Annotated in this window: 22 protein-coding genes and 1 tRNA gene; 6 read left to right on the forward strand and 17 right to left on the reverse strand. The window is 68.5% G+C overall.

Annotated features, from left to right (window positions below; genetic code table 11):
- Nucleotides 1-4 precede the first annotated feature (4 nt).
- The 9 genes from ACLJRM_RS11100 to ACLJRM_RS11140 form a co-directional block, all read right to left on the reverse strand.
- On the reverse strand, nucleotides 5-1279 hold the full coding sequence (locus ACLJRM_RS11100) for a DUF4910 domain-containing protein (protein WP_101612098.1): 1275 nt from the start codon (nucleotides 1277-1279) through the stop codon (nucleotides 5-7).
- The gene (locus ACLJRM_RS11105; protein WP_101612099.1) at nucleotides 1279-2301 is read right to left on the reverse strand and encodes an NAD-dependent epimerase/dehydratase family protein; all 1023 of its coding nucleotides are present in this window, start codon (nucleotides 2299-2301) and stop codon (nucleotides 1279-1281) included. The genes ACLJRM_RS11100 and ACLJRM_RS11105 overlap by 1 nt, the downstream gene beginning before the upstream one ends.
- A gap of 5 nt (nucleotides 2302-2306) precedes the next feature.
- Nucleotides 2307-2960, reverse strand: a complete 654-nt coding sequence (locus ACLJRM_RS11110) for a PIG-L deacetylase family protein (protein ID WP_101612100.1) — start codon at nucleotides 2958-2960, stop codon at nucleotides 2307-2309.
- Nucleotides 2957-3754: a glucose-1-phosphate cytidylyltransferase gene (locus ACLJRM_RS11115; RefSeq protein ID WP_101612101.1), complete on the reverse strand. Its 798-nt coding sequence runs from the start codon at nucleotides 3752-3754 to the stop codon at nucleotides 2957-2959. Before ACLJRM_RS11115 ends, ACLJRM_RS11110 begins: the two co-directional genes overlap by 4 nt.
- Nucleotides 3751-4986 carry a class I SAM-dependent methyltransferase gene (locus ACLJRM_RS11120; protein ID WP_101612102.1) on the reverse strand — a complete coding sequence of 412 codons (1236 nt, stop codon included), beginning with the start codon at nucleotides 4984-4986 and terminating at the stop codon, nucleotides 3751-3753. The genes ACLJRM_RS11115 and ACLJRM_RS11120 overlap by 4 nt, the downstream gene beginning before the upstream one ends.
- Before the next feature lie 394 nt (nucleotides 4987-5380).
- A complete protein-coding gene (locus ACLJRM_RS11125; protein ID WP_101612103.1) occupies nucleotides 5381-7306 on the reverse strand; it encodes a S8 family serine peptidase in 1926 nt (641 codons plus the stop codon).
- 152 nt (nucleotides 7307-7458) lie between these two features.
- Complete coding sequence (locus tag ACLJRM_RS11130) at nucleotides 7459-7929, reverse strand: acyl-CoA thioesterase (protein ID WP_233223084.1); 471 nt, start codon at nucleotides 7927-7929, stop codon at nucleotides 7459-7461.
- 64 nt (nucleotides 7930-7993) lie between these two features.
- Nucleotides 7994-9181: a BtrH N-terminal domain-containing protein gene (locus ACLJRM_RS11135; protein WP_410662968.1), complete on the reverse strand. Its 1188-nt coding sequence runs from the start codon at nucleotides 9179-9181 to the stop codon at nucleotides 7994-7996.
- A 95-nt stretch (nucleotides 9182-9276) separates the two neighbouring features.
- Nucleotides 9277-10245 (reverse strand): YncE family protein, encoded by a 969-nt coding sequence (locus tag ACLJRM_RS11140; protein ID WP_410662969.1) that lies wholly within the window; start codon nucleotides 10243-10245, stop codon nucleotides 9277-9279.
- Nucleotides 10246-10390: 145 nt separating this feature from the next.
- Between ACLJRM_RS11140 and htpX the strand changes: the two genes are divergently transcribed.
- The 3 genes from htpX to ACLJRM_RS11155 all read left to right on the forward strand — a co-directional run bounded on the left by htpX (nucleotide 10391) and on the right by ACLJRM_RS11155 (nucleotide 13730).
- On the forward strand, nucleotides 10391-11257 hold the full coding sequence (gene htpX / locus ACLJRM_RS11145; protein WP_101612107.1) for a zinc metalloprotease HtpX: 867 nt from the start codon (nucleotides 10391-10393) through the stop codon (nucleotides 11255-11257).
- A 79-nt stretch (nucleotides 11258-11336) separates the two neighbouring features.
- Nucleotides 11337-12410: an LLM class flavin-dependent oxidoreductase gene (locus ACLJRM_RS11150; protein WP_410662970.1), complete on the forward strand. Its 1074-nt coding sequence runs from the start codon at nucleotides 11337-11339 to the stop codon at nucleotides 12408-12410.
- 3 nt (nucleotides 12411-12413) lie between these two features.
- Nucleotides 12414-13730: an NtaA/DmoA family FMN-dependent monooxygenase gene (locus ACLJRM_RS11155; RefSeq protein ID WP_101612109.1), complete on the forward strand. Its 1317-nt coding sequence runs from the start codon at nucleotides 12414-12416 to the stop codon at nucleotides 13728-13730.
- Here ACLJRM_RS11155 and rfbA read toward each other — a convergent pair.
- Both rfbA and ACLJRM_RS11165 read right to left on the reverse strand, forming a co-directional pair.
- On the reverse strand, nucleotides 13720-14601 hold the full coding sequence (gene rfbA, locus ACLJRM_RS11160) for a glucose-1-phosphate thymidylyltransferase RfbA (protein ID WP_101612110.1): 882 nt from the start codon (nucleotides 14599-14601) through the stop codon (nucleotides 13720-13722). The two genes, ACLJRM_RS11155 and rfbA, sit on opposite strands and share 11 nt — an antisense overlap.
- A gap of 53 nt (nucleotides 14602-14654) precedes the next feature.
- On the reverse strand, nucleotides 14655-15803 hold the full coding sequence (locus ACLJRM_RS11165) for a sialidase family protein (protein ID WP_101612111.1): 1149 nt from the start codon (nucleotides 15801-15803) through the stop codon (nucleotides 14655-14657).
- A 183-nt stretch (nucleotides 15804-15986) separates the two neighbouring features.
- Between ACLJRM_RS11165 and ACLJRM_RS11170 the strand changes: the two genes are divergently transcribed.
- On the forward strand, nucleotides 15987-16670 hold the full coding sequence (locus ACLJRM_RS11170; RefSeq protein WP_101613694.1) for a hypothetical protein: 684 nt from the start codon (nucleotides 15987-15989) through the stop codon (nucleotides 16668-16670).
- Between the two features lie 54 nt (nucleotides 16671-16724).
- On the opposite strand, the gene ACLJRM_RS11175 is transcribed toward ACLJRM_RS11170, so the two are convergent.
- A complete protein-coding gene (locus ACLJRM_RS11175; protein WP_007030975.1) occupies nucleotides 16725-17216 on the reverse strand; it encodes a YajQ family cyclic di-GMP-binding protein in 492 nt (163 codons plus the stop codon).
- 119 nt (nucleotides 17217-17335) lie between these two features.
- On the opposite strand from ACLJRM_RS11175, the gene ACLJRM_RS11180 reads away from it, so the two are divergent.
- Together ACLJRM_RS11180 and ACLJRM_RS11185 are read left to right on the forward strand one after the other, a co-directional pair.
- Nucleotides 17336-17417, forward strand: a tRNA-Tyr gene (locus ACLJRM_RS11180).
- 57 nt (nucleotides 17418-17474) lie between these two features.
- Nucleotides 17475-17981, forward strand: a complete 507-nt coding sequence (locus tag ACLJRM_RS11185; protein ID WP_410662971.1) for a GNAT family N-acetyltransferase — start codon at nucleotides 17475-17477, stop codon at nucleotides 17979-17981.
- Between the two features lie 3 nt (nucleotides 17982-17984).
- On the opposite strand, the gene ACLJRM_RS11190 is transcribed toward ACLJRM_RS11185, so the two are convergent.
- The 5 genes from ACLJRM_RS11190 to ACLJRM_RS11210 form a co-directional block, all read right to left on the reverse strand.
- Complete coding sequence (locus tag ACLJRM_RS11190) at nucleotides 17985-18359, reverse strand: hypothetical protein (protein ID WP_101613695.1); 375 nt, start codon at nucleotides 18357-18359, stop codon at nucleotides 17985-17987.
- Nucleotides 18360-18405: 46 nt separating this feature from the next.
- On the reverse strand, nucleotides 18406-18957 hold the full coding sequence (locus ACLJRM_RS11195; protein WP_101612113.1) for a dihydrofolate reductase family protein: 552 nt from the start codon (nucleotides 18955-18957) through the stop codon (nucleotides 18406-18408).
- A 193-nt stretch (nucleotides 18958-19150) separates the two neighbouring features.
- Nucleotides 19151-19573 (reverse strand): PPOX class F420-dependent oxidoreductase, encoded by a 423-nt coding sequence (locus ACLJRM_RS11200; RefSeq protein ID WP_410662972.1) that lies wholly within the window; start codon nucleotides 19571-19573, stop codon nucleotides 19151-19153.
- A gap of 17 nt (nucleotides 19574-19590) precedes the next feature.
- Complete coding sequence (locus tag ACLJRM_RS11205) at nucleotides 19591-20805, reverse strand: DUF4241 domain-containing protein (protein ID WP_410662973.1); 1215 nt, start codon at nucleotides 20803-20805, stop codon at nucleotides 19591-19593.
- A 169-nt stretch (nucleotides 20806-20974) separates the two neighbouring features.
- Entirely contained in the window at nucleotides 20975-21613 is a 639-nt protein-coding gene (locus tag ACLJRM_RS11210) for a TetR/AcrR family transcriptional regulator (protein ID WP_101612116.1), read from the reverse strand.
- Nucleotides 21614-21615 lie beyond the last annotated feature (2 nt).

Raw genomic sequence — 21615 nt, forward strand, 5'->3', positions numbered from 1 at the left:
GCCTCTAATCCTTGAGCAATCCGGCGTCGTGCAGCGCCTGAGCGGCGGCGGCGACGGAATCGAACGGCAGCCCGGACCGCTCGGCGACGTCGAGCAGGCTGTGCTCGCCGTCCGAGAGGTTGAGCACCCAGAGCATGGCCATCTGGGCTTGTTTGGCGTCGCTTCGTCCGCCGAGCGAGTCGTACAGCCCGCGCTTGCCGAGTTGCGGCTCGCCGTAGGGACTGAGGTTGACGTAGCTGCGGTCGCGGTCGAGAACGGTGTGCACGTCCCGCAGGGTCCGGAGGGTTTCCTCCATCGCCGCCGTGGAAACGAAATCGAGGTTGTCGGCCGAGGTGTGGTACTCGGGGTAACCCGCGTACGGCGTCCTCGTCAGCGAACCGACACCGAGGTTGAAGCCGGGGGAGCAGAACTGGCGCTCGTCGTATCCGTACGGCGAGAAGTCCAGGATCTTGTGCGTGCGATCGGCGAGGACGTACGCGAGTACGCGGTCGATCACGGCGTCGCCACGACGGCTTCGCTTGTACGTCAGCGATCCCGGATCACCGGCGCACGCGAGGACGAGCCCCGCCTTGATCCGGCCGACGCGTTCGTTGTTGCGCGCGAGCCAGGTGATGGCGCCGATCGTGCCCGGCATGAACAGGAAACGATAGGTGTGGTGCGGCTTTTCGAGCGTCTGCGCGAACGCGGCCGCGATCGCGATCCCGGCGACGTTGTCGTTCGCCAGCGAGGGATGGCAGGTGTGGCAGGAGATGATCACCTCGTCGGTGACCTCGCCCGGCACGACGTGTTCGGCGTAGGTGAGGTGCCCGTCGGCGAGGGTGGAGTCGATGTGCACCTCGTACTCGCCGTCCGGCATCGCGTCGAGGGTGTCCTGTGCCAGGCAGAAACCCCACGTCGGCGAGTAGTAGCTGGTCCGGTACGGCACCAGGGACGGCTGGTCCGGCAGCGTGTGCAGGTGTTCGCGCAGCTCGCTGAGCGGCATCTTCCGCGAGATCGGGACGCTGTAGCCGACGACGTGCAGGTTCGACTCCTGGAAGTCGACCACGCGGCGCCCCGACGCGTCCTTGATGTACGCGTCGCGGATGTTCCACTCCTGCGGCACCGTCCAGTCGAGCACCTGGGTGCCGGTGGGGACCTCGTGGATCTCCAGCGGGATGTGCTCGCCGACGATCTCCAGCGTGCGGCGGACGCCGTCGCCGGTGATGCTGCGGCACAGCGGATACAGGCGCTCGACCAGCTTCTCGAGGTCAGCGCCCGTCTCCAGGTCCCGGTGTGTCATCAGCGACGTCGCAAGGTGTCGTCGAGTTCGCCGGCGGCGGTGCGGTCCTGCAGCCGTGCGAGCCGGGTGAACAGGCGCTGGAAGCCGTGCTCGGTGAGGCCGTGGGTCCGGTAGGCCTGGATCAGTTCGACCGCGCCGTCCTTGACCGACCAGTCGCACTCGAAGCCGGGGATCGCCGCGCGGAACCGGGAGAAGTCGACCCGGTACGAGCGCGGGTCCGCGCCCGCCTCGCCGGTGATCCGCAGCGTCGAGCCGGGAACGGCCTCGACGACCTCCTCGGCGATCTCGGCGACGGTCACGTTGTTGCGTTCGGTGCCGATGTTGAACGCCTTGCCGTGGACGGCTTCCTTGGGCGCGACCAGGGCCGCCGCGAACGCCCGCGCGATGTCCTTGGCGTGCACCAGCGGACGCCACGGCGTGCCGTCGGAGAGCACCAGCACCTCGCCGGACAGGTGGGCGTGCGCGGTCAGGTTGTTGAGCACGATGTCGCCGCGCAGCCGCGGCGAGAAGCCGAACGCGGTGGCGTTGCGCATGTACACCGGGCTGAAGTCGCCGTCGGCGAGTTCCTGGACGTCGTCCTCGACCCGCACCTTCGACTCGGCGTACGGCGTCACCGGGCGCAGCGGCGCGTCCTCGTCGACCAGGCCGTCGCCGCCGGAGGCGCCGTAGACCGAGCACGTCGAGGCGTAGAGGTACCGCTTGACCCCGGCGTCCTTCGCCAGCTTGGCGAGTTTGACCGAAGCGTGGTGGTTGATGTCGTAGGTCAGCTCCGGCGCCAGCGAACCGAGCGGGTCGTTGGACAGCGCGCCGAGGTGGATCACGGCGTCCACCCCGGCCACGTGCTCGGCCGTGACGTCACGAAGGTCGACCTCGAAGCCCTCGGGGTCCTCGGGCTGGGGGCCCAGCACGCAGGTGTCGTAGAGACCGGAGTCGAGGCCGATCACCTCGTGGCCTTCGGCGGCCAGCACCGGGGCCATCACCGTGCCCAGGTAACCCTTGTGCCCGGTCAGCAGCACACGCATGGCTTTCAGCCTTTCGAAGTGAGGTCGAGCGTCAGTTTTTTGAGGTCGAAGGCCTCGGCATAGCGCTGCCCGCATTCGATACCGCGAATGCGGGCGAGGCCGAGGAAGGCTTCCCGGTCGTACCAAGGCCGGTGCCGTTGAGAGGCGTAATGCTCCTGCAGCAGACGGACCTTCTCCTCGGCGAGCTCCGGGGAGAGCGGGACGTAAGCGGAGGGTTTGCCGAGGTCGCCGTCCCATTTGGCGATCTCGTACTCCAGCTGGAGATGGGTGCGGAACACCGTCGGCACCAGCGTCGCCAGGCCGCGGTGGTCCTGATGCGCGTCGGCCGTGCGCGGGGAGAGGACGAGGTCCGGGTCGGTACGGCGGCGCAGCTCCTCCAGCCCGTTCTTGGCCTCTTCCCAGTGCGAGGGGAACCGGCCGTCGGGCAGTTTGAGCACGGTGACCTCGACGTCGGCACCCCGGCAGAAGGCCGTGAGCGCGGCGCGCTCCTCGGCCTCCCGTTCGGTGCCGCCGCCGGACAGGACGAGCGCGTCGACCCGGACACCCGGGTTGGCCGCGCAGAGCGTCAGCAGTGTGCCGCCCGCCCCGATGGCGATGTCGTCACAATGCGCGCCGAGCGCGACGATCCGCTCGATCCCGCCGGTACCGAGTCCGATCACGCCGTGCCCGCCGTCGCGGGTTCGCGTTCCCAGCGTGCCCAGGGGCGGTCTCCGTGCGCGTAGGCGTCGTCCAGCTGGACGCGTTCCTTGACGGTGTCGGTCGGCTTCCAGAACCCGCGGTACGGGTACGCCAGGAGCTTGCCCTGCTTGGCGAGCTCGCCGCAGCCGTCGGCCACCAGGTCGCCGCCCTCGGGGATGTGGTCGAAGACCTCCTGGCGCAGCACGAAGTACCCGCCGTTCTCCCACAGCGGCATCTCGCTGACCGGGGTCAGCGCGCCGATCAGGCCGTCCTCGCCCATCTCGACGCAGTGGAACGACGACTGCGGCGGCACGACCATCATCGACGCGCCGGCGTCGGTGTTCTTGAACCGCTCGATCATCTCCGGCAGCGGGGCGTCGGTGAGGACGTCGGCGTAGTTGGCGAGGAACATCTCGTCGCCGTCGAGATGCGGGCGCACCCGGCGCAGCCGCTCGCCGATGGCCGATTCGAGGCCGGTCTGCACGAAGGAGATCGACCAGTCCGCGATGTCGGTCGAGAGCAGTTCCGCCTTGCCGTTCCGCAGGACGAAATCGTTGGAGACGGTTTCCTGGTAATTGAGGAAGAACTCCTTGATGTGGTGCGCGCCGTAACCGAGGCAGAGAATGAACTCGGTGTGCCCGAAATGCGCGTAATACCGCATCACGTGCCAGATCAGGGGTCTGGGGCCGACCATGGCCATCGGCTTGGGCACGTCGGACGCGTCACCGTTGCGCATCCGCATGCCGTAGCCGCCGCAGAAGAGGACTACCTTCACGACTTCACCTCGACGATTTCCAGGTGCGGGATGGGGAAGACCAGTTTCCCGCCCCATTCGTCCACAAAGGACAATTGGGCGGTCAGTTCCGTCCGGAGGTTCCACGGAAGGACGAGCACGTAGTCGGGCTTGTCCGCTTCGATGCGCTCCGGCGGGAGGATGGGGATCCGGGTACCGGGGGTGAAGCGGCCGTGCTTGTACGGATTGCGGTCGACGGTGTACCGCAGGACGTCCGGGCGGATGCCGCAGTGGTTCAGCAGCGTGTTGCCCTTGCCCGGGGCGCCGTAACCGACGACGGTCTTGCCTTCGAGCGCCGCGTCGGTGAGGAACTTGTTCAGATCGAGCCGGACCTTGGTGACCCGCTCGGAGAATTCGGTGTAGCCGGACATTTCGTGCAGTCCGGCCGCCTTCTCGGCGTCGAGGATCTGCGTCATCCGCTCGCTCGGCTCGCCCGCGACGGCGTCCGGGCGCGCCCACAGCCGGATGGAACCGCCGTGGGTGGGGAGGAGCTCGACGTCCACAACGGACAATCCGCCGCGCGAAAGCGCCCGGCGCGCGGATTCCACCGTGTAGTACTGGAAGTGCTCGTGGTAGATCGTGTCGTACTGGTTCTCCTGGATCAGCGTCAGCAGGTGCTGGACCTCGATGCTGACCCAGCCGTCGTCGGCCACCAGGGCGCGGAGCCCGTGGGTGAAGCCGATGATGTCCGGAATGTGTGCGTAAACGTTGTTCGCCACGACGAGGTCGGCGGGACCGTGTTCCTCACGGACGTCACGTCCGCTTTCGGGACTGAGGAAGGCGGTCTTCGTCGGCACCCCGGCGTCACGCGCGGCTTGGCCCACGTTCACCGAAGGTTCCACGCCCAGACAGCGGATCTGCTGCGCCACAACGTGTTTGAGGAGGTAGCCGTCATTGCTGGCGACCTCGACGACGAACGAGGACTCGTCGAGACCCAGCCGCTCGACGGCGCCGTCGACGAACGTCTTGGCGTGTTCGACCCAGGAGGCGGAATACGACGAGAAGTACGCGTATTCGGTGAACGTCTCTTCCGGGGTGATCAGCGGCGGGATCTGGGCGAGCCAGCATTCGGTGCAGACCTGCAGGTGCAGGGGGTAGGTCGGTTCCGGTTCCGCGAGTTGCTCCGCGGTCAGGAATCGTTCGCACGGCGGCGTCGCTCCGAGGTCGACGACGCTGGCGAGATGGGCCGAGCCGCAGAGTCGGCAGGTGGTCATCGAAAGGCTCCTAGGCTCGCGTCACGTATCCCAGACGTCGGCACCTCGGGTCGCCTCGTTACAGGCCATTCAGGGCTCTCACATTTCCGTCTCTTAACCGAAACCTGCCGTCTCGGCCATCGGCGCAGACGTCTCCGCCATCCGGGCGCGGGCAATGCGCGGCCGAAGCGCTACCGAGGGTGATCATGGTGACGTGTGGGCCTGGTGGGTCGTGAGTGGCGCTTCGGGTTCTAAGCCGAAATGCCACTCACGACCCACCTGAACCGACCGCTCTCCGTCACCTCGAAACACGGTGCGCGAGTACGTGAAGGCCCCCTTCCCTACTGTCAAGGTAGGGAAGGGGGCCTTCACGACGCATTCGCCGGACGCCACCGCAGTGGCGGCCCTCACACCGTCAAGAAACCACCAACGCGTAGTCCGCGTCGGTCGCCGACGTCTCCGGGTGACCGTCGGCGTTCACCTGCGTCGCCACGACCTCCACCGTCCAAGTACCCGCGGCGGGCTTCTCGAGGATCACGTTCTCCACCGTGTCGATGGTGTTCGGCGCCCCGCCCGCGGTCGAGAAATTGCCCGCCTTCAGCCCGTTGTTGCCGTAGTACACGGTCCCGTTCGGAGCGGTGACCTTCAGCGTCAGGTCGTTGACCCGGGTCACCGACGCGCTCGGCGAGCCCGCCGGGTCGGTGTAGGCCAGCGTCGCCTTGAACTGCTTGGTCCCGTTCACCGCCACCGTGTACTTCTTGGATTGCCCGGTGCCCAGCAGATCCGTCTCGTTGACCAGCACCGGCAGCTTCCAGCCGTTCGCCTTGGCCTGTTCGTGCAGGTAGCGCACGTTCGCGGTGCCCCAGCCCTGGTGCGTCCTGGTCATGTCGTGCGAGGTGCCGGTGAACGCGAACTGGTCGGCCCCGTTGATCAGCAGCGCCTTCGCGGTCGCGGCGTGCGGGCGGCTCGTGAAGACGTCGCGGCCCTTGCCGGGGCCGCCGTCGAACACGCCGTCGGCCCACATCTGGAACAGCAGGCCGGCGTTCCCGCAGGTGATCGGGGTCGCGCCGCTCGTGCCGCCGAACGACGTCGTGTACGAGGTGTCGCTGCCGGACGACGTGGTGTCGATCCGGTCGTAGTAGTTCGACAGTTCCGGCTTGATCCGGCCGTCGGCGGCCGGGCCGACGCTCGCGCCGCCGTTCCACTTGTCGTCGGTGCGGCCCAGCGTGTTGTAGTGGTACTGCCCGCCGACCGAGAGCACGTTCTTCGACCAGGCCTGCGGCCGTGACTGCTGGGTCCCCGCGTTGCTCTGCGACTGGCAGATCAGCAGGTCGTGGTCGAAGACGATGCGGTCGAGCTCGGCCGAAACCGAGTTGTACGCCGTCGTCAGCCCGCCGCCCCAGCTGTTGCTCTGGAACACCGCGCGGTACTTGCCCGCGGGGTCGACCAGTTCCTTGGTGTGGGCGTAGCGGTCCGGTTTGTTGTAGGTGGCGAAGATGCCCTGGGCCTCGGGCAGCAGGCCACGCTGCGGCGCGCTCACGCCGGAGGCGAAGATCTGACCGTACGTCGAAGTGCCGTGGCTGGTGTCGGTCGAGTTCGTGCCGTGCAGCACGGTCGGCCGTGCCTTGAACTCCTGGTGGGTGGCGCGCAGCCCGCCGTCCATCACCTCGCCGCGCACCCCCTGGCCGCGGTACCCGCCGACACTCTCGATGTAGTTCGCGCCGCTGCTTTCCCGCGCGTTCGCCATGTCGGTCCCGGGCGCGGTGATCGCGCCGACCGCGAGCACCTCGGCACCCTGCGCCACGGTGGCGGCCTGGCCGGAGCCGAGCTTCGCGACGAGGTGCTGCCCGCTCTGCGAGATCGCCTCGATGCCGCCGCCGAGCCGCAGGATCCGCTCGGCGACCGCGCGCTGGTCCCGCGCGTCGGTTTCGACCAGCGTCACCAGATAGCTGCCCGTCCCGGCCAGCGAGATTTCCACCTTGTCGTCCGGGCGGTATTCGCCGAGCCAGCGGACGAAATTCAATTTCGCCACCGATTCGCGGTTCTCCGGCTTCAGTCGCACCACGTAGGCGAAATCGGGAATGTAGGTCCCGATTCGCACGCCGAGCGAGCGCAAACGCTCGCGCTGGGTGTCGGTCAGTGAGCCGCGGACCTGGAGCAGGTAGGCGCCCTTCCAGTCCTGGCTCGCGGCCGTCCGCTCGCTGAGCGGATCGAAGGTCCTGCTGGCCAGACGGATGAACTGCGGATCTTCGCCGGACGGGGCGGCGACTGCCACCCCGCTCGTCAGGAGGAGCGCGCCGACCAAGGGCGCGAGGAAGCGGACAGACTTCGGCCGTGGCATGAAATACCTCCGGGGACTCTGCAGGGGAGAGAGGTCTTTCGAAGGTACCGGCCGAAAAGCGTGATGATCAGCCGCTGAACGGCCCAGCCGTTTTACGGTGTTGCGGGAAATGGAGCATTAACGGTTAAAAAGAATTCCGCCGGAAGTCTTGCTCAGCGGGCGGAGGGGATCTCGTCGAGTGTCCCGCTGAACCGCGTCAGCCGGGTGCGTTCCTCGTCGTCGAGACGCCGGATGCCGCCTTCGGGCAGGGTGCACGCGACCCAGATGGTGCGGCAGCGCGCGTAGACGGACCTCTCGTCGCGCAGCCTGCTGTTCACCACGACGTCGCAGGTCCCGATCCGGCCGACCACGGTCTCCACCTCGACCGGATGGTCGCGGAACGTCAGCCGCCGCACGTAACTGACGTTGTGCTTCGCGATCAGGTAGGACGGTCCTTCCGTCTGGAAGACACGTTCGCGCAGCGGGTCGAGCATCGCGACCTGCGCTTCCTGGAAGTAGTCCAGCAGCCGCACGTTCCCGACGTGGCCGAGGTAGTCCAGGTCGGTGACACGCAGGCGGTGGCGGTACAGGTGGATCTCGGGGGCGGGACGCTCGGTCGTCGTCCCCAGCGGATGTGCGTGCACGAAGTGGATCTTCAACGATCGCGTGGTGATCCGGCCGCGCGGCGCAACGGACGCCTGCCCGGGTTCACTCCATCAGGGTTTCGGAAAGCTCGCGGATCGCGGCGGTCTCGGCGGTGTGGATGTCCCGGATCAGCGTGCCCAGCTCGGCGAAGAGGTCGCCGACCTCGCCGTCGGTGAACGGCATCTCGTCGTTGTAGTGCGCGCGCAGCTTCCACATCTCCTCGCCCGCCGCCGCGGCCGCCTCCTGTCCCGTGTCGCCCTCACGGACGCCCGCGGACACCGCGCTGACCAGGCCCCGCACCCAGGCGAACTCCGCTGTCGACGCCGGAACGGCGGCCTCGGCCAGCTCGGCCCAGCGTTCCCCGATCCCTCGCCAGGTCGACGCCTGTTCGGCCAGCTCGGGCAGTTCGAGCAGGCCGGAGGCCTCGGTGAGCGCGTCGGCGAACAGCCCGCGCAGGTGCCCGCCCTCCGCCCCGGCCGGGGTGACGCTCTCCCAGACGTTGAGGAGCGCCCCGACGAGCCCGCGCCGCTCGCCGAACGCGCGCGGCCACCCCTTGGGGTCGCGGTCGTCGGTCATCGCCTTCGCCCAGCGTCCCCAGGCCGGCAGCGAGAACGACTTCGACGGCGCCGAGAGGTTCCGCGCGCAGTCCGTCAGCCCGCCGCGGACGGCGGCCTGCCAGTCGGTGACCTCGCCGGGCTGCGGCGTCGCGAGCAGGTTCTTGTACGAGCCGACCCGGGCGCGTGCGGCGTCGAACGTCTTCCGGTCGACCGTCAGCGGGGCGAGGTTCCGGTCGTCGACGAGCACCCGGCCGTCCTCCTCGCCGTACGCGACGACGAAATGCCCGCCACCGCCGGACATCTCCGGCGGTAGGTGCCAGTAGCCGAGCGACTCACGGTCGGGGAGGACGATCACCGGCCGCCCCGCCTCGAGGTCGGCGGTGAGCCGTTTCGCGGCGGCGCGTTTGCCGCCGGTGGTGTGGATGTCGACGCCGAGCCCGAGCCGGTCCATTGTGGACTTGAGCCAGTCGTGCGGATACTGCCAGCGCGCACGGAAACCGAACACGATGGTCGACATCGACTCGTGCGCGAAGTCCCACAGGATGTAGCCCGCGCCGATCCCGCCGGACACGGCGAAGACCAGCGCCTCGCTGGGCACCGTCCCGTCCGGGCCTTCGACACCGTGGTGTGCCAGTACGGCGGCCACGGCCGACACGTCCGGTTGCAGTCCGCCACGCAATTCGTACTCGCTCACCCCGCCATCATGCCCGTGGATGGCGGGGCGGGCGAGTGCCGTCAGAGCTTTTCCGCGACCGGGATGACGTCGACGCCGAGTTCGGCCGGCCCGACTCAGAAATCCCTGATCAAGGAAACCCTGCCGCGCAAGGGATCCGTCACGTACACCGTTTTGGAGCGCTGGTCGATCGCGACCGCGCCGGGGTTCACGCCGAGTGACAGATCACCGGTGAGCAGGTTCGTCACGCCGTCGATCCGGGCGACGCCGTTGGGGCCTCCGTTGGCGTACACGGTGTTCGTGCCCTGGTGGATGGCGACCGCCGACGATTCCGAGCGCAGGAGCACGGTCGCTTTCTCCTTGCGCGCACCCGGGTCCACAACGGACAGATGATGGATCGCCGAATTCGCGACGAACACCGTTCCGCTCCCGCGGTGCACGGTGACCCCGGTCGGTGACTTGCCGACCGGGATCCCGCCGGTGAACTTCTCCGCGCCGAGGTCGAAGATTTCGAGGGAGTCCGTGCGCGTGCTGGTGGCGTACGCGAGTTTGCGGCCGCCGTCCACCGCGATCGAGGACAGCCCGGGCGTGGGCCCGGGGACCAGTTTCACCAGGCGGCAGCCGACGCCGTCGAGGACGGCGAGCGTCCCGGTGAGGTCGCTGACCGCGTAGATGCGATTCGCCTGCTCGTCGACGTCGACCCTGGACGCGCCGGGGCCGGCCGGGATGACGCTGACGACGTCGTTGCTCAGCCCGTCGACGACGAGGACGGTCCCGGCGGGCGGGTTCGTGACGAAGATCCGGTTGGTCACGGTGTCCACGGCCAGGCCGGCGGGCTCGCCGCCGACCGGGATCACCGCGCCGACGGTGCCGCTCCGCGAGTCGAGGACGACGACCGAGCCTGTCGACGGGTCCGAGAGGTAGGCGAAGCCGGTGACGGAATTCACCGCGACCGCTTCCGGATTGCCCCCGACCTCGACGAGGAGGACTTTCTCGGCTCTGGCCGCCGGAGCGAAGGCGACCGCGGAAGCGCCGGCCGCGGCCAGCGTGAGCAGGGCTCGGCGGCTCAGTTCGGGTCCTCGCACAGGCGCCTCCCCATGATCGTTCCGGAACTCGACGATAACCCGCGGTTCGTCCGGGCGAAGGAACTTCGCGTCCCCCGATCGCGTTGTTTCCGGTGGGTAACCTCCCTTTGCCCCCAACCTCGGAGAAAGAAAGGAGCAGGACGCCGTGCACAAACACCAGAACGGGCTGAAGACCGTCGTCCTGCTCGGCGCGCTGTCCGCGCTCATCGTCGGGATCAGCGGTTTCTTCGGCCGGGGCGCGCTGGTCATCGGCCTGGTGGTGGCGCTGGCGGTCAACGCCTACGCGTACTTCAACTCCGACAAGCTGGCGCTGCGGGCGATGCGCGCCCGGGCGGTTTCCGAGGCCGAGCAGCCTGCGATGTACCGGATCGTGCGGGAACTGGCGACCACGGCACGTCAGCCGATGCCGAGGCTCTACATCAGCCCCACGCAGGCGCCGAACGCCTTCGCCACCGGCCGCAGCCCCCGGCACGCGGCGGTGTGCTGCACGACCGGCATCCTCGACCTGCTCGACGAGCGCGAACTGCGGGCCGTGCTCGGGCACGAGCTGTCGCATGTCTACAACCGCGACATCCTCATTTCGTGTGTCGCGGGCGCGCTGGCGAGCGTGATCAGCGTGATCGCCAACATCGCGATGTTCGCGAGCATCTTCGGCGGCAACGACCGCGAGGACGGCGACAGCCCACTGGTCGCGCTGATCCTGGTGCTGATCGGGCCGATCGCGGCCGCCATCGTGAAACTCGGGGTGAGCCGGTCGCGGGAGTACCAGGCCGACGCGTCGGGCGCGGAGCTCACCGGTGACCCGCTCGGTCTGGCGTCGGCGCTGCGGAAACTCGACCGGGGGACCCGTGCGGCCCCGCTCGTGCCGGAGCCGAAGCTGGTCTCGCAGTCGCACCTCATGATCGCGAATCCGTTCAAGCCGGGCGAGGGCCTCTCGAAGCTCTTCTCGACCCACCCGCCCATGGACGAACGCATCCGGCGCCTGGAAGAAATGGCCCGCCGTCCCTTCTGACCCCGTCCCCCCGGCCGGGGAGAGGTGTCCCACCTCGTGGGAGGGGGAATCGAGGGGTGGGCGCGGGAGTTCCCCGGGCATGGGTTCCGCACAGCAGTTGCACCTCGGGGTCGCGCTCGACGGGGCCGGGCAGCATCCGGCCGCCTGGCGGGTTTCCGGCGTCCGCCCGGCAGCCTTGTTCACCGCCGCCCACTACCTAGCCCACGCGAAGCTCGCCGAAGCGGCTTCGCTCGACTTCGTCACCCTCGACGACACTCTCGCGCTCCAACCAGGCGGTGAAGAGGTCGTCCGAGGCAGGCTCGACGCGCTATTGACCTTCGCCGCGATAGCCCCCGTGACCAGCGGAATCGGCCTCGTCCCGACGGTCACCACCACGCACACCGAGCCGTTCCACCTCTCGACGGCCGTCGCTTCGCTCGATTTCGCGAGTCGTGGCCGCGCCGGCATCCTCGCGACGCCTTCGCGCACCGAAGCCGAGGTCACGCACTTCGGCAGGCGCACGCTGCCGTCCGAGGTGGACGCCGAAGCGGAGAACGCCGAGGTCGTCGACGTCATCGCCCGGCTCTGGGACAGCTGGGAGGACGGCGCGATCATCCGCGACGAGCCGACAGGCCGCTTCATCGATCGCGAGAAGCTGCACTACGTCGACTTCGAGGGCCGCTTCTTCAGCGTCAAGGGACCTTCGATCACGCCGCGCCCGCCGCAGGGCCACCCCGTCGTCGCGGTGTACGGCGACTCGCCGTACGCGCACGGCGCCGAGGTCGTCCTGATCGACGAGGTCCGGGACGCCCGCGTGCGTTTCCCGGACGCCAAACTCCTGGCGGGCCTGTCGATCGTGCTCGCCGAGACCGAGCAGGCGGCCATCGGGCGCCGTCACGCGCTGGAGGCCTACGCCCCCTTCCCGGCCGGCGGGCTCAGCTTCACCGGCACCCCGGCCGACCTGGCCGCCGAACTGCCCCGCCTCGCCGCCGCGAGCGGTCTCGACGGCTTCCACATCAGGCCCGCCGTCCTTCCCGACGACCTGGCGCTCTTCACCGCCGAGACCGTCCCCGCGCTCCAGGCGGCGGGCGTGTTCCGGCAGGCCTACACCGGCACCACCCTGCGCGAGCACCTCGGCCTCGGGGTCGCCGCCAACCAGTACGCGGAGGCGTGACAGATGCCCAAGCAGGTCAAACTCGCCGCCCATTTCCCCGGCGTCAACAACACGACCGTGTGGAGCGACCCGCGTTCGGGTAGCCAAATCGACTTTTCGTCCTTCGAGCATCTCGCGCGCACCGCCGAGCGGGGCAAGTTCGACTTCCTGTTCCTCGCCGAAGGGCTGCGCCTGCGCGAGCACGCGGGCGAGATCCTCGACTCCGACGTCGTCGGGCGACCGAACACCACCACCGTCCTGGCCGCGCTCTCCGCGGTCACCACCCGGCTCGGCCTCGCCGGAACACTGTCCTCGACCTTCAACGAGCCCTACGAGGTCGCGCGGCAGGTCGCGAGCATCGACCATCTCTCCGGCGGTCGCGCCGCGTGGAACGTCGTCACCTCACCGGACGCGTGGACGGGACAGAACTTCCGGCGCGGCGGCTTCCTGAAACGCGAGGACCGCTACCGCCGTGCCGAAGAATTCCTCGCCACCGTCCGGGAACTCTGGGACAGCTGGGCGCCCGACGCGCTGGTGGGGGACAAGGAGAACGGCGTCTTCGCCCGCGGCATCGACCGCTTCGTCCACAGTGGACCGCAGTTCGACATCCGCGGCGAGTTCACCGTCCCGAGGACACCGCAAGGACAGCCGATCGTCATCCAGGCCGGGGACTCCGACGAGGGCAGGGAGTTCGCGGCCAAGACCGCGGACGTCATCTTCAGCCGCCACGGTTCGCTGGAAAGCGGCAAGGAGTTCTTCGCCGACGTCAAACGGCGGCTGCCCGCCCACGGCCGCGAGCCCGGCGAGCTGCTGATCATGCCCGCCGCGACGTTCGTCCTCGGCGACACCGAGGAGGACGCGCACGAGTACGCACGCGAAATCCGCTATCAGCAGGTGCGGCCCGCGACCGCGATCCAGTTCCTCGAACAGGTCTGGAGCCGCGACCTCTCCGCCTACGACGCCGACGGCCCGCTACCCGAGGTCGACCCGGACCCCGACGCCGAACCACTGACCTGGGGCCGCGTCCGGCACGAGAAGGATCCGCTGGCCGTGGCCGCGAAATGGCGGGCCATCGCGGAGGAGAAGAAGCTTTCGATCCGCGAACTGGTCATCGAGGTGACCGCGCGCCAGCAGTTCGTCGGCACCGCCCGTCAGGTCGCGGACTCGGTGAACGAGTACGTCCAGAGCGACGCCGCCGACGGCTTCGTGCTGGTGCCGCATCTGACCCCGGGCGGGCTGGACGCGTTCGTCGACGACGTCGTTCCCCACCTGCAGGAACGGGGTGTCTTCCGGACGGACTACACCGGCGACACCCTGCGGGAGCACTTGTTCAGCCGGTAGCGCCCTGCGTGCGCGCGACGTTCATCAGGTATTCGCCGTAGCCGGACTTCGCCAGCTTCGCGCCGAGCGCGAAGCACTGGTCCGCGTCGATGAAGCCCATCCGCAGCGCGACCTCCTCGAGACAGGCGATCCGGACGCCCGTCCGGTGTTCGAGGACCTGCACGAACTGGCCCGCTTCCAGCAGCGAGTCGTGCGTGCCGGTGTCGAGCCAGGCGAACCCGCGGCCGAGGTCGACCAGGGTCGCGCGGTCCTGCCGCAGGTAGGCGAGGTTGACGTCCGTGATCTCGAGCTCGCCACGGGGCGAGGGCTTGAGGTCACGGGCGATCTCGACGACCTGGTTGTCGTAGAAGTACAGGCCGGTGATGGCCTTGTTCGACTTCGGCTTCTCGGGCTTCTCCTCGATGGAGAGGAGCTTGCCGTCGGCGCCGATCTCGCCGACGCCGTAGCGCTGCGGATCCTTGACCGGGTAGCCGAACAGCACGCAGCCGTCGAGCGCGGTCACGGCGGCCTGCAACCGGCTGGAGAACCCCTGGCCGTAGAAGATGTTGTCGCCGAGCACGAGCGCGACGTCGTCATCGCCGATGAAGTCCGCGCCGATGACGAACGCCTCGGCCAGTCCGTTGGGGGCGGCCTGCTCGGCGTAGGTGAAGCTGAGCCCGAACTGGCTGCCGTCGCCGAGCAGCCTGCGGAAATGCGGCAGGTCGACGGGGGTCGAGATGATCAGGATTTCGCGGATCCCGGCGAACATCAGCACTGAGATCGGGTAGTAGATCATCGGTTTGTCGTAGACCGGCAGCAGCTGTTTCGAGACCGCCTGGGTGATGGGATGCAGCCGTGTCCCACTGCCCCCGGCCAGCACGATGCCCTTCATTCTCAGCCCCCGCTTCGTAGCCGTTCGCTCGACGGCTCACACTACCGGGTGGATCAGAACGCGGGGCCCTTCGCGAAATACGCCTTGCAGCCCAGGTTGTACTCGGTCGAGATCTGCAGCACGTTCTTTCCGCCGTCGACCGGCAGCAGGGTCGAGCTGTAGTTGGGGCAGAAGTTGTTGTGGATGCCGGTGATGTGCACGGGCGCGGGCAGCTCGTACCAGTTCCCGGCGCCGAAGTTGTCGTTCGCCAGCAGGACCTGGCCGTTCTTGGGCTGGGGGACGCCGGCGGCGTTGGTGTAGATCTGCCCGACCATCACCAGTCGCACCCCGTTCGGGCCGCCGGGGAACAGCGTGATCGTCTGGGCGTGCTGGAAGTAGTTGCCGCTGGCGGTGGTGACGCGGGTGCCGGGATCGAGAGGATCGCCCCAGTTGGCGCCGTCGGAGGAGATCTTGAAGTACGGGTCGCAGTAGCGGTTGCCGTAGTTGCAGATCTCGTAGGCCAGGTAGTACCGGCCGTCGGGGAGCCTGCGGATGATCGGCATCCCCGGCCGCACCCGGTGGGGCGGGATGGCCATCGTGCGCTGCTTGGTGCCCCAGTGCACCCCGTCCGTGGAAGCGACCCGGTTCATCACCTGCGCGAACTGCGGCGCCTCGGTCTCGTCGGCGTAGTGCAGCCACAGCGTGCCGCCCGCGTCGACGACGAACTCCGGCTCCCAGATGCCGTCGTGGTTGTGGGAGCGGGCGGCCTCGGACAGGAAGGACCAGCTGCGGCCGGCGTCCCGGCTGTACCAGATCTTGATGCCGATCCGCCGCTGCGGACCGGCGTCCTGACGGTAACTCGCGGCCCACAGCAGGGTGCCCGCGCGGAGCCTGCCGACCCGCTGCGGCAGCTCGTACAGCGTTCCGCAGCACATGCCGTAGCGGCCGTCGCGGTCGCGGACCTCGCCGATCTTGTGGAAGCTCTGCCCCTCGTCGGTGCTTTCCATGATCGGGGTGAACTTGCCGCTGGCGTCTTCGCTGGTCAGCGACGCGAGAATGCGGCCGCGGCCGATCGCGGAATGCTCCAGGCGGATCAGCCGTGCGTACGAGCCGTAGCCGGGCACGAGCTGTTGCCGTTCCGCGGCCTGCGCGGAGGTGAACAGCGACGCGATCACGGTGAGTGACAGCGCTAGGGCGAGTGCGGAGCTGAAACGGCGCTTCATCGGAACCTTCCTTGAACGCGATCGCCGGATTACAACACGGGCATTTGTCCATTTCGGACTCCAGCGAAGGCGTTGCGGAAGAAACCCACGCCCGGGTGGCGTGAATCGCTCGGCCGGGTGGCCCGGTAACGCTGGGCTATCGGCCCGCGAAGATCCCAGGAGTGACCATCTAGGGGGACGTACGTGATCAGGCGCTTGTGCGCGGCCGCGAGTGCCGTGCTGCTGACCGCGGGCCTGCTGGCCTGCTCGCCGCCGAACACGGGCCGCGTCGTCGCGCGGGCCGCGTCGGACGGACTGCGCTCGCCTTCAGCGACTCCCACGCCGCCGCCGACGTCCACCACCACCCCGCCACCCGGCCCCCAGCCGGTGGAGAAGCATTCGGGCAAGGGCAACGCGTCGGTCCCCACGACCTGGCCGATGCGCCTCGGCTTCGTGACCTTCGACTGTCCGAAGTGCTCCGGGCACGTCGCGGTCAACACCGAGCACGAGCTGATCGTCAACGACGCCGGGCCCTACAAGGGCACGCAGTGGATCAACGACATGCCCGGCTACCAGGCGAAGACGTTCACCATCAAGGCCAACGCCGCCTGGACGCTGACCATCACCGACGAAAGCGGCCTGCCCGTACTGGAGCCGGGCAAGGCCCTCTCGGGCAAGCGCGACGTGGTCTTCTTCGTGCCCGAGGCCGTCTCGTCGGTCGCCGTCACCACCAAGGGCAACGGCAACACCGCGGTGTGGGTGCACGGCGGCGACTACTCGGATCTCCCCGTGAACCAGCTCGGCGACTACAAGGGCAGCGTGCCCGTGCCCGGCCCCGCGTACGTCTCGCTCGAAGGCGACGGGACCTGGACGGTCACCGCGTCTTAGGTATGACGAAGGCCACCTTCGGTGCTCCCGAAGGTGGCCTTGTCGACGCCGCTGTCAGCGGTAGTTCGTGAACTGCAGCGCGATCTCGAAGTCCTTGCCCTTGAGCAAGGCGATCACGTCCTGCAGCTGGTCCTTCTTCTTGCCGGACACCCGCAGCTGGTCGCCCTGGATCTGCGCCTGGACGCCCTTGGGGCCTTCGTCGCGGATGAACTTGGCGATCTGCTTCGCCTTGTCCGACGCGATCCCCTGCAGGATCTTGCCGCCGATCTTGTAGATCTTGCCGGACAACGCCGGCTCGTCCGCCTCGAAGGCCTTCAGGGAGATGCCGCGCTTGATCAGCTTCTCCTTGAACACCTCGACCGCCGCCAGCGCCCGCTCTTCGGTCTCCGACTCGATCGCGATCGCCTCCTCGCCGGACCAGTCGATCTTGGTCCCGGTACCCCGGAAGTCGAACCGTGTACCGAGTTCCTTGCTGGCCTGGTTGAGGGCGTTGTCCACCTCCTGGCGATCGACCTTGCTCACCACGTCGAAAGAGGGATCCGCCACGTGTTCTCACACCTCGTACTCGCTTGTCAGGAGCTTCCACCCTAGCCCTGCGGAACCCGGTTGACCGGCCCGCCACGGCATTGGGTATTCTTTCGTCTCGACCGGGCTTGCCCGGCCACGGCGAGTTGCCCGAGCGGCCAAAGGGATCTGACTGTAAATCAGACGGCTACGCCTTCGGGGGTTCGAATCCCTCACTCGCCACACCAGAGCGGCCCTGTGACCCAGTCACGGGGCCGCTCTTGTTCATACGCTGGGGTCATGCGACTGCCGGAACCACCTCGGCTCACGCGGCCTACGACGGCGGTGCGCCGGTCCTGGCTGGACGGTGAGCTGGCGGATCGCCTGGCCGACGGGGGTTCGACGGAGCTGCTGGAGCGCGCCACCGCGGACTTCGAGCGGTTCGTCGCCGAACGGCGGGGACTGCGACAGCTCTGGGGCGTTCCCACCGCCGTTCTCTGGTACGTCTCCGGCCCGCATTACCTGGGGGAGCTCGTAATCCGTCACGAGCTGACCCCGGCGCTGACCGAAACCGGGGGCCACCTCGGGTACGGCGTCGCGACTCCGTGGCGGGGGCAGGGGCACGGCACCCGGATGCTCGGCGCGGGGCTCGCTGAATGCCGCCGCCTCGGCCTGCACCGGGTTCTGCTCACCTGTGACGCCGGCAACACGGCTTCCCGGCGGGTCATCCTGGCCAACGGCGGTGAGCCGGACGGCCGCGTCGACGGGGAGGATCGGTTCTGGATAACGATCCCGCCGGAGCCGTAGGCGCTACCGGCCACGACCCCGCTTCTGCGGCCAAGCCGGATGCGTGTTCGGTTCGGCCAGGTCTTCGAGGTAGGTGTGCTCGCTGAAGTCGTCGTCCGTCGCGGGTGCTCGTCGCGCGCGCCGGGGCGGGGCCGCCGGAGCGGGCGCCGACTCCAGTTCCGCGGCGACCTCGGCCAGCAGCGGCCACAGCTTCTCCTGGGCCCTCGGCGCGAACAGCGCCTGCGCGAGCGGGTGCTCGCAGTTCCCGGAGGCGACCTCTTCCCAGCTGAACTTGCCTTCCCGGACGCAGTCGGCCGCCCGTGCCAGGCGCGGCGGGACGTCGGGCCTGGCCGCCGCACGGCCGAACACCTCGGCCGTGAACTTCGACGCGTCGACCATGACCGCCACCTCCGTCGTTCTCCCGCCGCTACGCCGGAATACGACCCTACCGAGCCCGGTAGCGCAGCAGCACGATCCCTGAGGTGAACGTCCGCTCCTCCACCAGGCGAAGTTCCGGGACTCCGGTGGCGCCCTCGAACAGCCGACGGCCTTCCCCGACCACGACGGGGTAGACGAACAGCCGGTACTCGTCGACGAGGCCCTCGGCGATGAGCGCCCGCACCAGCGAGATGCTCCCGGTCGTCACGATGTCCTTGCCCTCGGCCCCCTTCAGCCTCTCGATCTCCGTGCGCAGGTCGCCGGAGAGGACCGTCGTGTTCTCCCACGCCGGCTCCATCAGCGTGCTGGAGACCACGTACTTGCTCACCGAGTCGAGGTACGCGGAGATCCCCGTCTTGTCCTCGGTCTGCTTCGGCCAGTAGCCGCGCAGGTCTTCGAAGGTGACGCGCCCGACGAGGAACGCGTCCGCTCGTTCACGTTGTTCGCGGAGGGCGGCCATGACGTCCGAGAGGTCGGTGTCGCCCGGGCTGAACCAGTCGCCCGCCAGTTCGATCACGCCGTCGATGGTGCTGTTCTCCGTGACGATCAGCTCCCGCATGAGCCCGACCGTACCGCCGCCCCCCGACAAGAACGGACCCATGACCGAGCCGCCGCCCTGGCCTGGCAGCAGGGCCGTCACGCGGAGGGGCGGGCTTCCCCTTTGTGATCACCGCCGACGGAGCGGCTGTCGGCACGATCAGGCGGAAGCCGGCTCATCAGGAGATCGGCGGGACCGCGCGGGACATGCTCCTTTACGCGTCGCCGTGAACCGCGCGCCTCGATTCGTACCAGGCCTCGCCAACGGGTTCGCCCGCCAGGTTCCAGCTCCACGACACCGTCGGCGTGACGCGTGCGTAGATCCCCGGGCCCACCATTCCTACGCGGTCGACAGGATCGGCGGCATCGCCGTAGATCCGGATGCCGCGCGCGATGAAGGGGGCGAGCGAGACGAGGTCGTCGATGACCAAGGCGACTTTGCGTTGTCCCGCTTGGATGTTGCGGAACTTTCGGGTCGCGAGGACCGACTCGCCCCCGCCTCCGACCCAGAAGTGCGTGCCGTCGAACTCGAACGCCAGCGGGACGACGTCGGGCTGTTCGCCGTCTTCCGACAGGGTCGCGAAGCGGGCCACGGGTTGCGAACGCAGGTACGCGATCTCTTCGTCTGTGAAGGCCATGGAGCCATGATGCTCGCTCAAGCTGTCGATATCCGAGCGTCGTTGAGGATCAGCATGTCGGTGACGAAGCAGACCGGGGTGCCGTCGGCCGCCCGGCCGATCCAGGTCGGATAGCTCCCGTCACCCCAGCCGGTGGTGAACGCGATGATGTTCCCGTCGGCTCCGGCGGGGGTCACTTCGCAGTAGGGATCCACCTCGGTGAACTTCTCCAGGAGTTCGTCGTCCATCTCTTCGGGAAGTGCCGTGACATCGGCGAAACAGCCTGTGCCGCTGTCCACGCCGTAGCCGTAGAACTCCCCGTCCCCGAGAAAGAGCGCGTCCTGCCCCGGCCAGAGCGCGGCCTCCCAGGTGACCACCGGAACGTCGGCGACGACGAGTTTGGCGGCGGCGGCCCGTTCGTGGGCGGGTTCGTCGACGAACCGGATCATGGCGAGCTCGACCCGGTACGCCCCGGGCGGCACGGTGACCGTGAAATGCCCGGCTTCCGCATCCAGGAAGGCCGGATCCGAGGCGACCAGCCTGCCGCTGGGCATCCGGAGTTCCCCGGCGTCCCGAAGCTCGATTTCGACGAGACTTCGGCTGTCGCTCAACGAAAAGCGTGTACCCGCGGTGAACATCCCGTCCAGGTCGGAAGGGCGCAGGGGAACGGAAGGGCGCCAGGGACGCTCTTCGGCGGGCATCGGAGGATCGGTCTCGGGAGCGTCCGGGGTCCGGAGGAACAGCGGCCCCGAATTCGCGAGCGGTTCCCAGTCGCCGAAGGCGGGCTTCGGCATGGTCAGCTCGGACACCGCCTTCCGTACGTGGCCACTGCTGGAACCGCCGCCGTAGCCGCGGGGAGCCCGGTGCACCCACCCCTCGCCGTCGGGGCCGAAGGACAACTCCGTCCGGCCGGCGGTCTTCTTGTCGAACTCCTCCTGGTCATCGGATTTGTAGTGCCACTGCTCGACTTTCATCAGGAACAGGGCGCCGTCTTCGAGCAGGCGATACTCGAACGAAGCGCGGCGCCTGCCCTGTTCGTCGATGTGATGGCAGCGGGCGAAGCGGTGCTGCCAGGCGATTTCGAGCAGCACCGGCGGAATCTCGGTGCCTGGACGCACCAGTGCGACGGCGTACTGCTCGCCGGTGGCGTCCCGTTCCCGGGCGGTGCCGGGGGCGAGCCTGCCGACCAGTGCGCGGGCGACCGGATCCCAGCCCTCGCAGTGGATGACGTCGAACGAAGTCCCCTCAGACATGGGGCGAACCTAGCGGGTCCCCCCGACAAGACCCCTAGGATGCCCCTCAGACCGAAGGGGGACAACGTGTTCGCGATCCAACCGTGGCACCTGCTCATCCTGCTGCTGGCGATCGTCTTCGTCGGGGCCGTCATCGTCGCGGTGGTGATGGCGGGACGGAACCGGTGAGCTACTCGCGGATCGCGTAGTCACCGAAGGCGGGTTCCAGCAGCTCAAAGGCTCGCTGGGTCGCCTTCGTCAGTGCCGCCGCGATCTCGTCGTTGCTTTCGCCCGCGTGTGACCGCCGGAGGACGTCGCGGAACAGGACGCGGTCGATCGCGTTGAGTTCGGCGGCCGCCATGATCGGGGTGACGTCGTCCGCGTCGGCTCCGGTCTCGGTCGCGAGCAGGTCGGCGAGCGCCTCTTCCCGGAGCTCGTGCAGTTCGCGCAGACGTGCGGTCAGGGTCGGGCTCTCCAGCACCATTTTCGCGAAGACCGGCCCGGTGAAACCGATCACGGGCGAATGCGCCGCCACCGCGTCCAGGAAGGTGCGCCGTAGCGCGGCCAGCGCCGACTCACCCGTCTTCCTGGCACGGACGGCGTTCGCCAGCCCGTTCGTGAACTCCTCGTGCTGGTCCAGCGCCAGGTCTTCCTTGCGCGCGAAGTAGTTGGTGACGGTCTTCTTCGCGACCCTCGCCGCCGCGGCGATCTCGGCGATCGTCGTCTCCTCGAAGCCCTTCTCGATGAAGAGCTGCGTCGCCTGGTCGGAGATCAGCTGCCGCGTCTCCTGCTTCTTGAGCTCTCGCAAACCCACATCCGTGCTGGTCATGG

Source organism: Amycolatopsis sp. lyj-84, from assembly GCF_046549075.1.
Taxonomy (GTDB): domain Bacteria; phylum Actinomycetota; class Actinomycetes; order Mycobacteriales; family Pseudonocardiaceae; genus Amycolatopsis.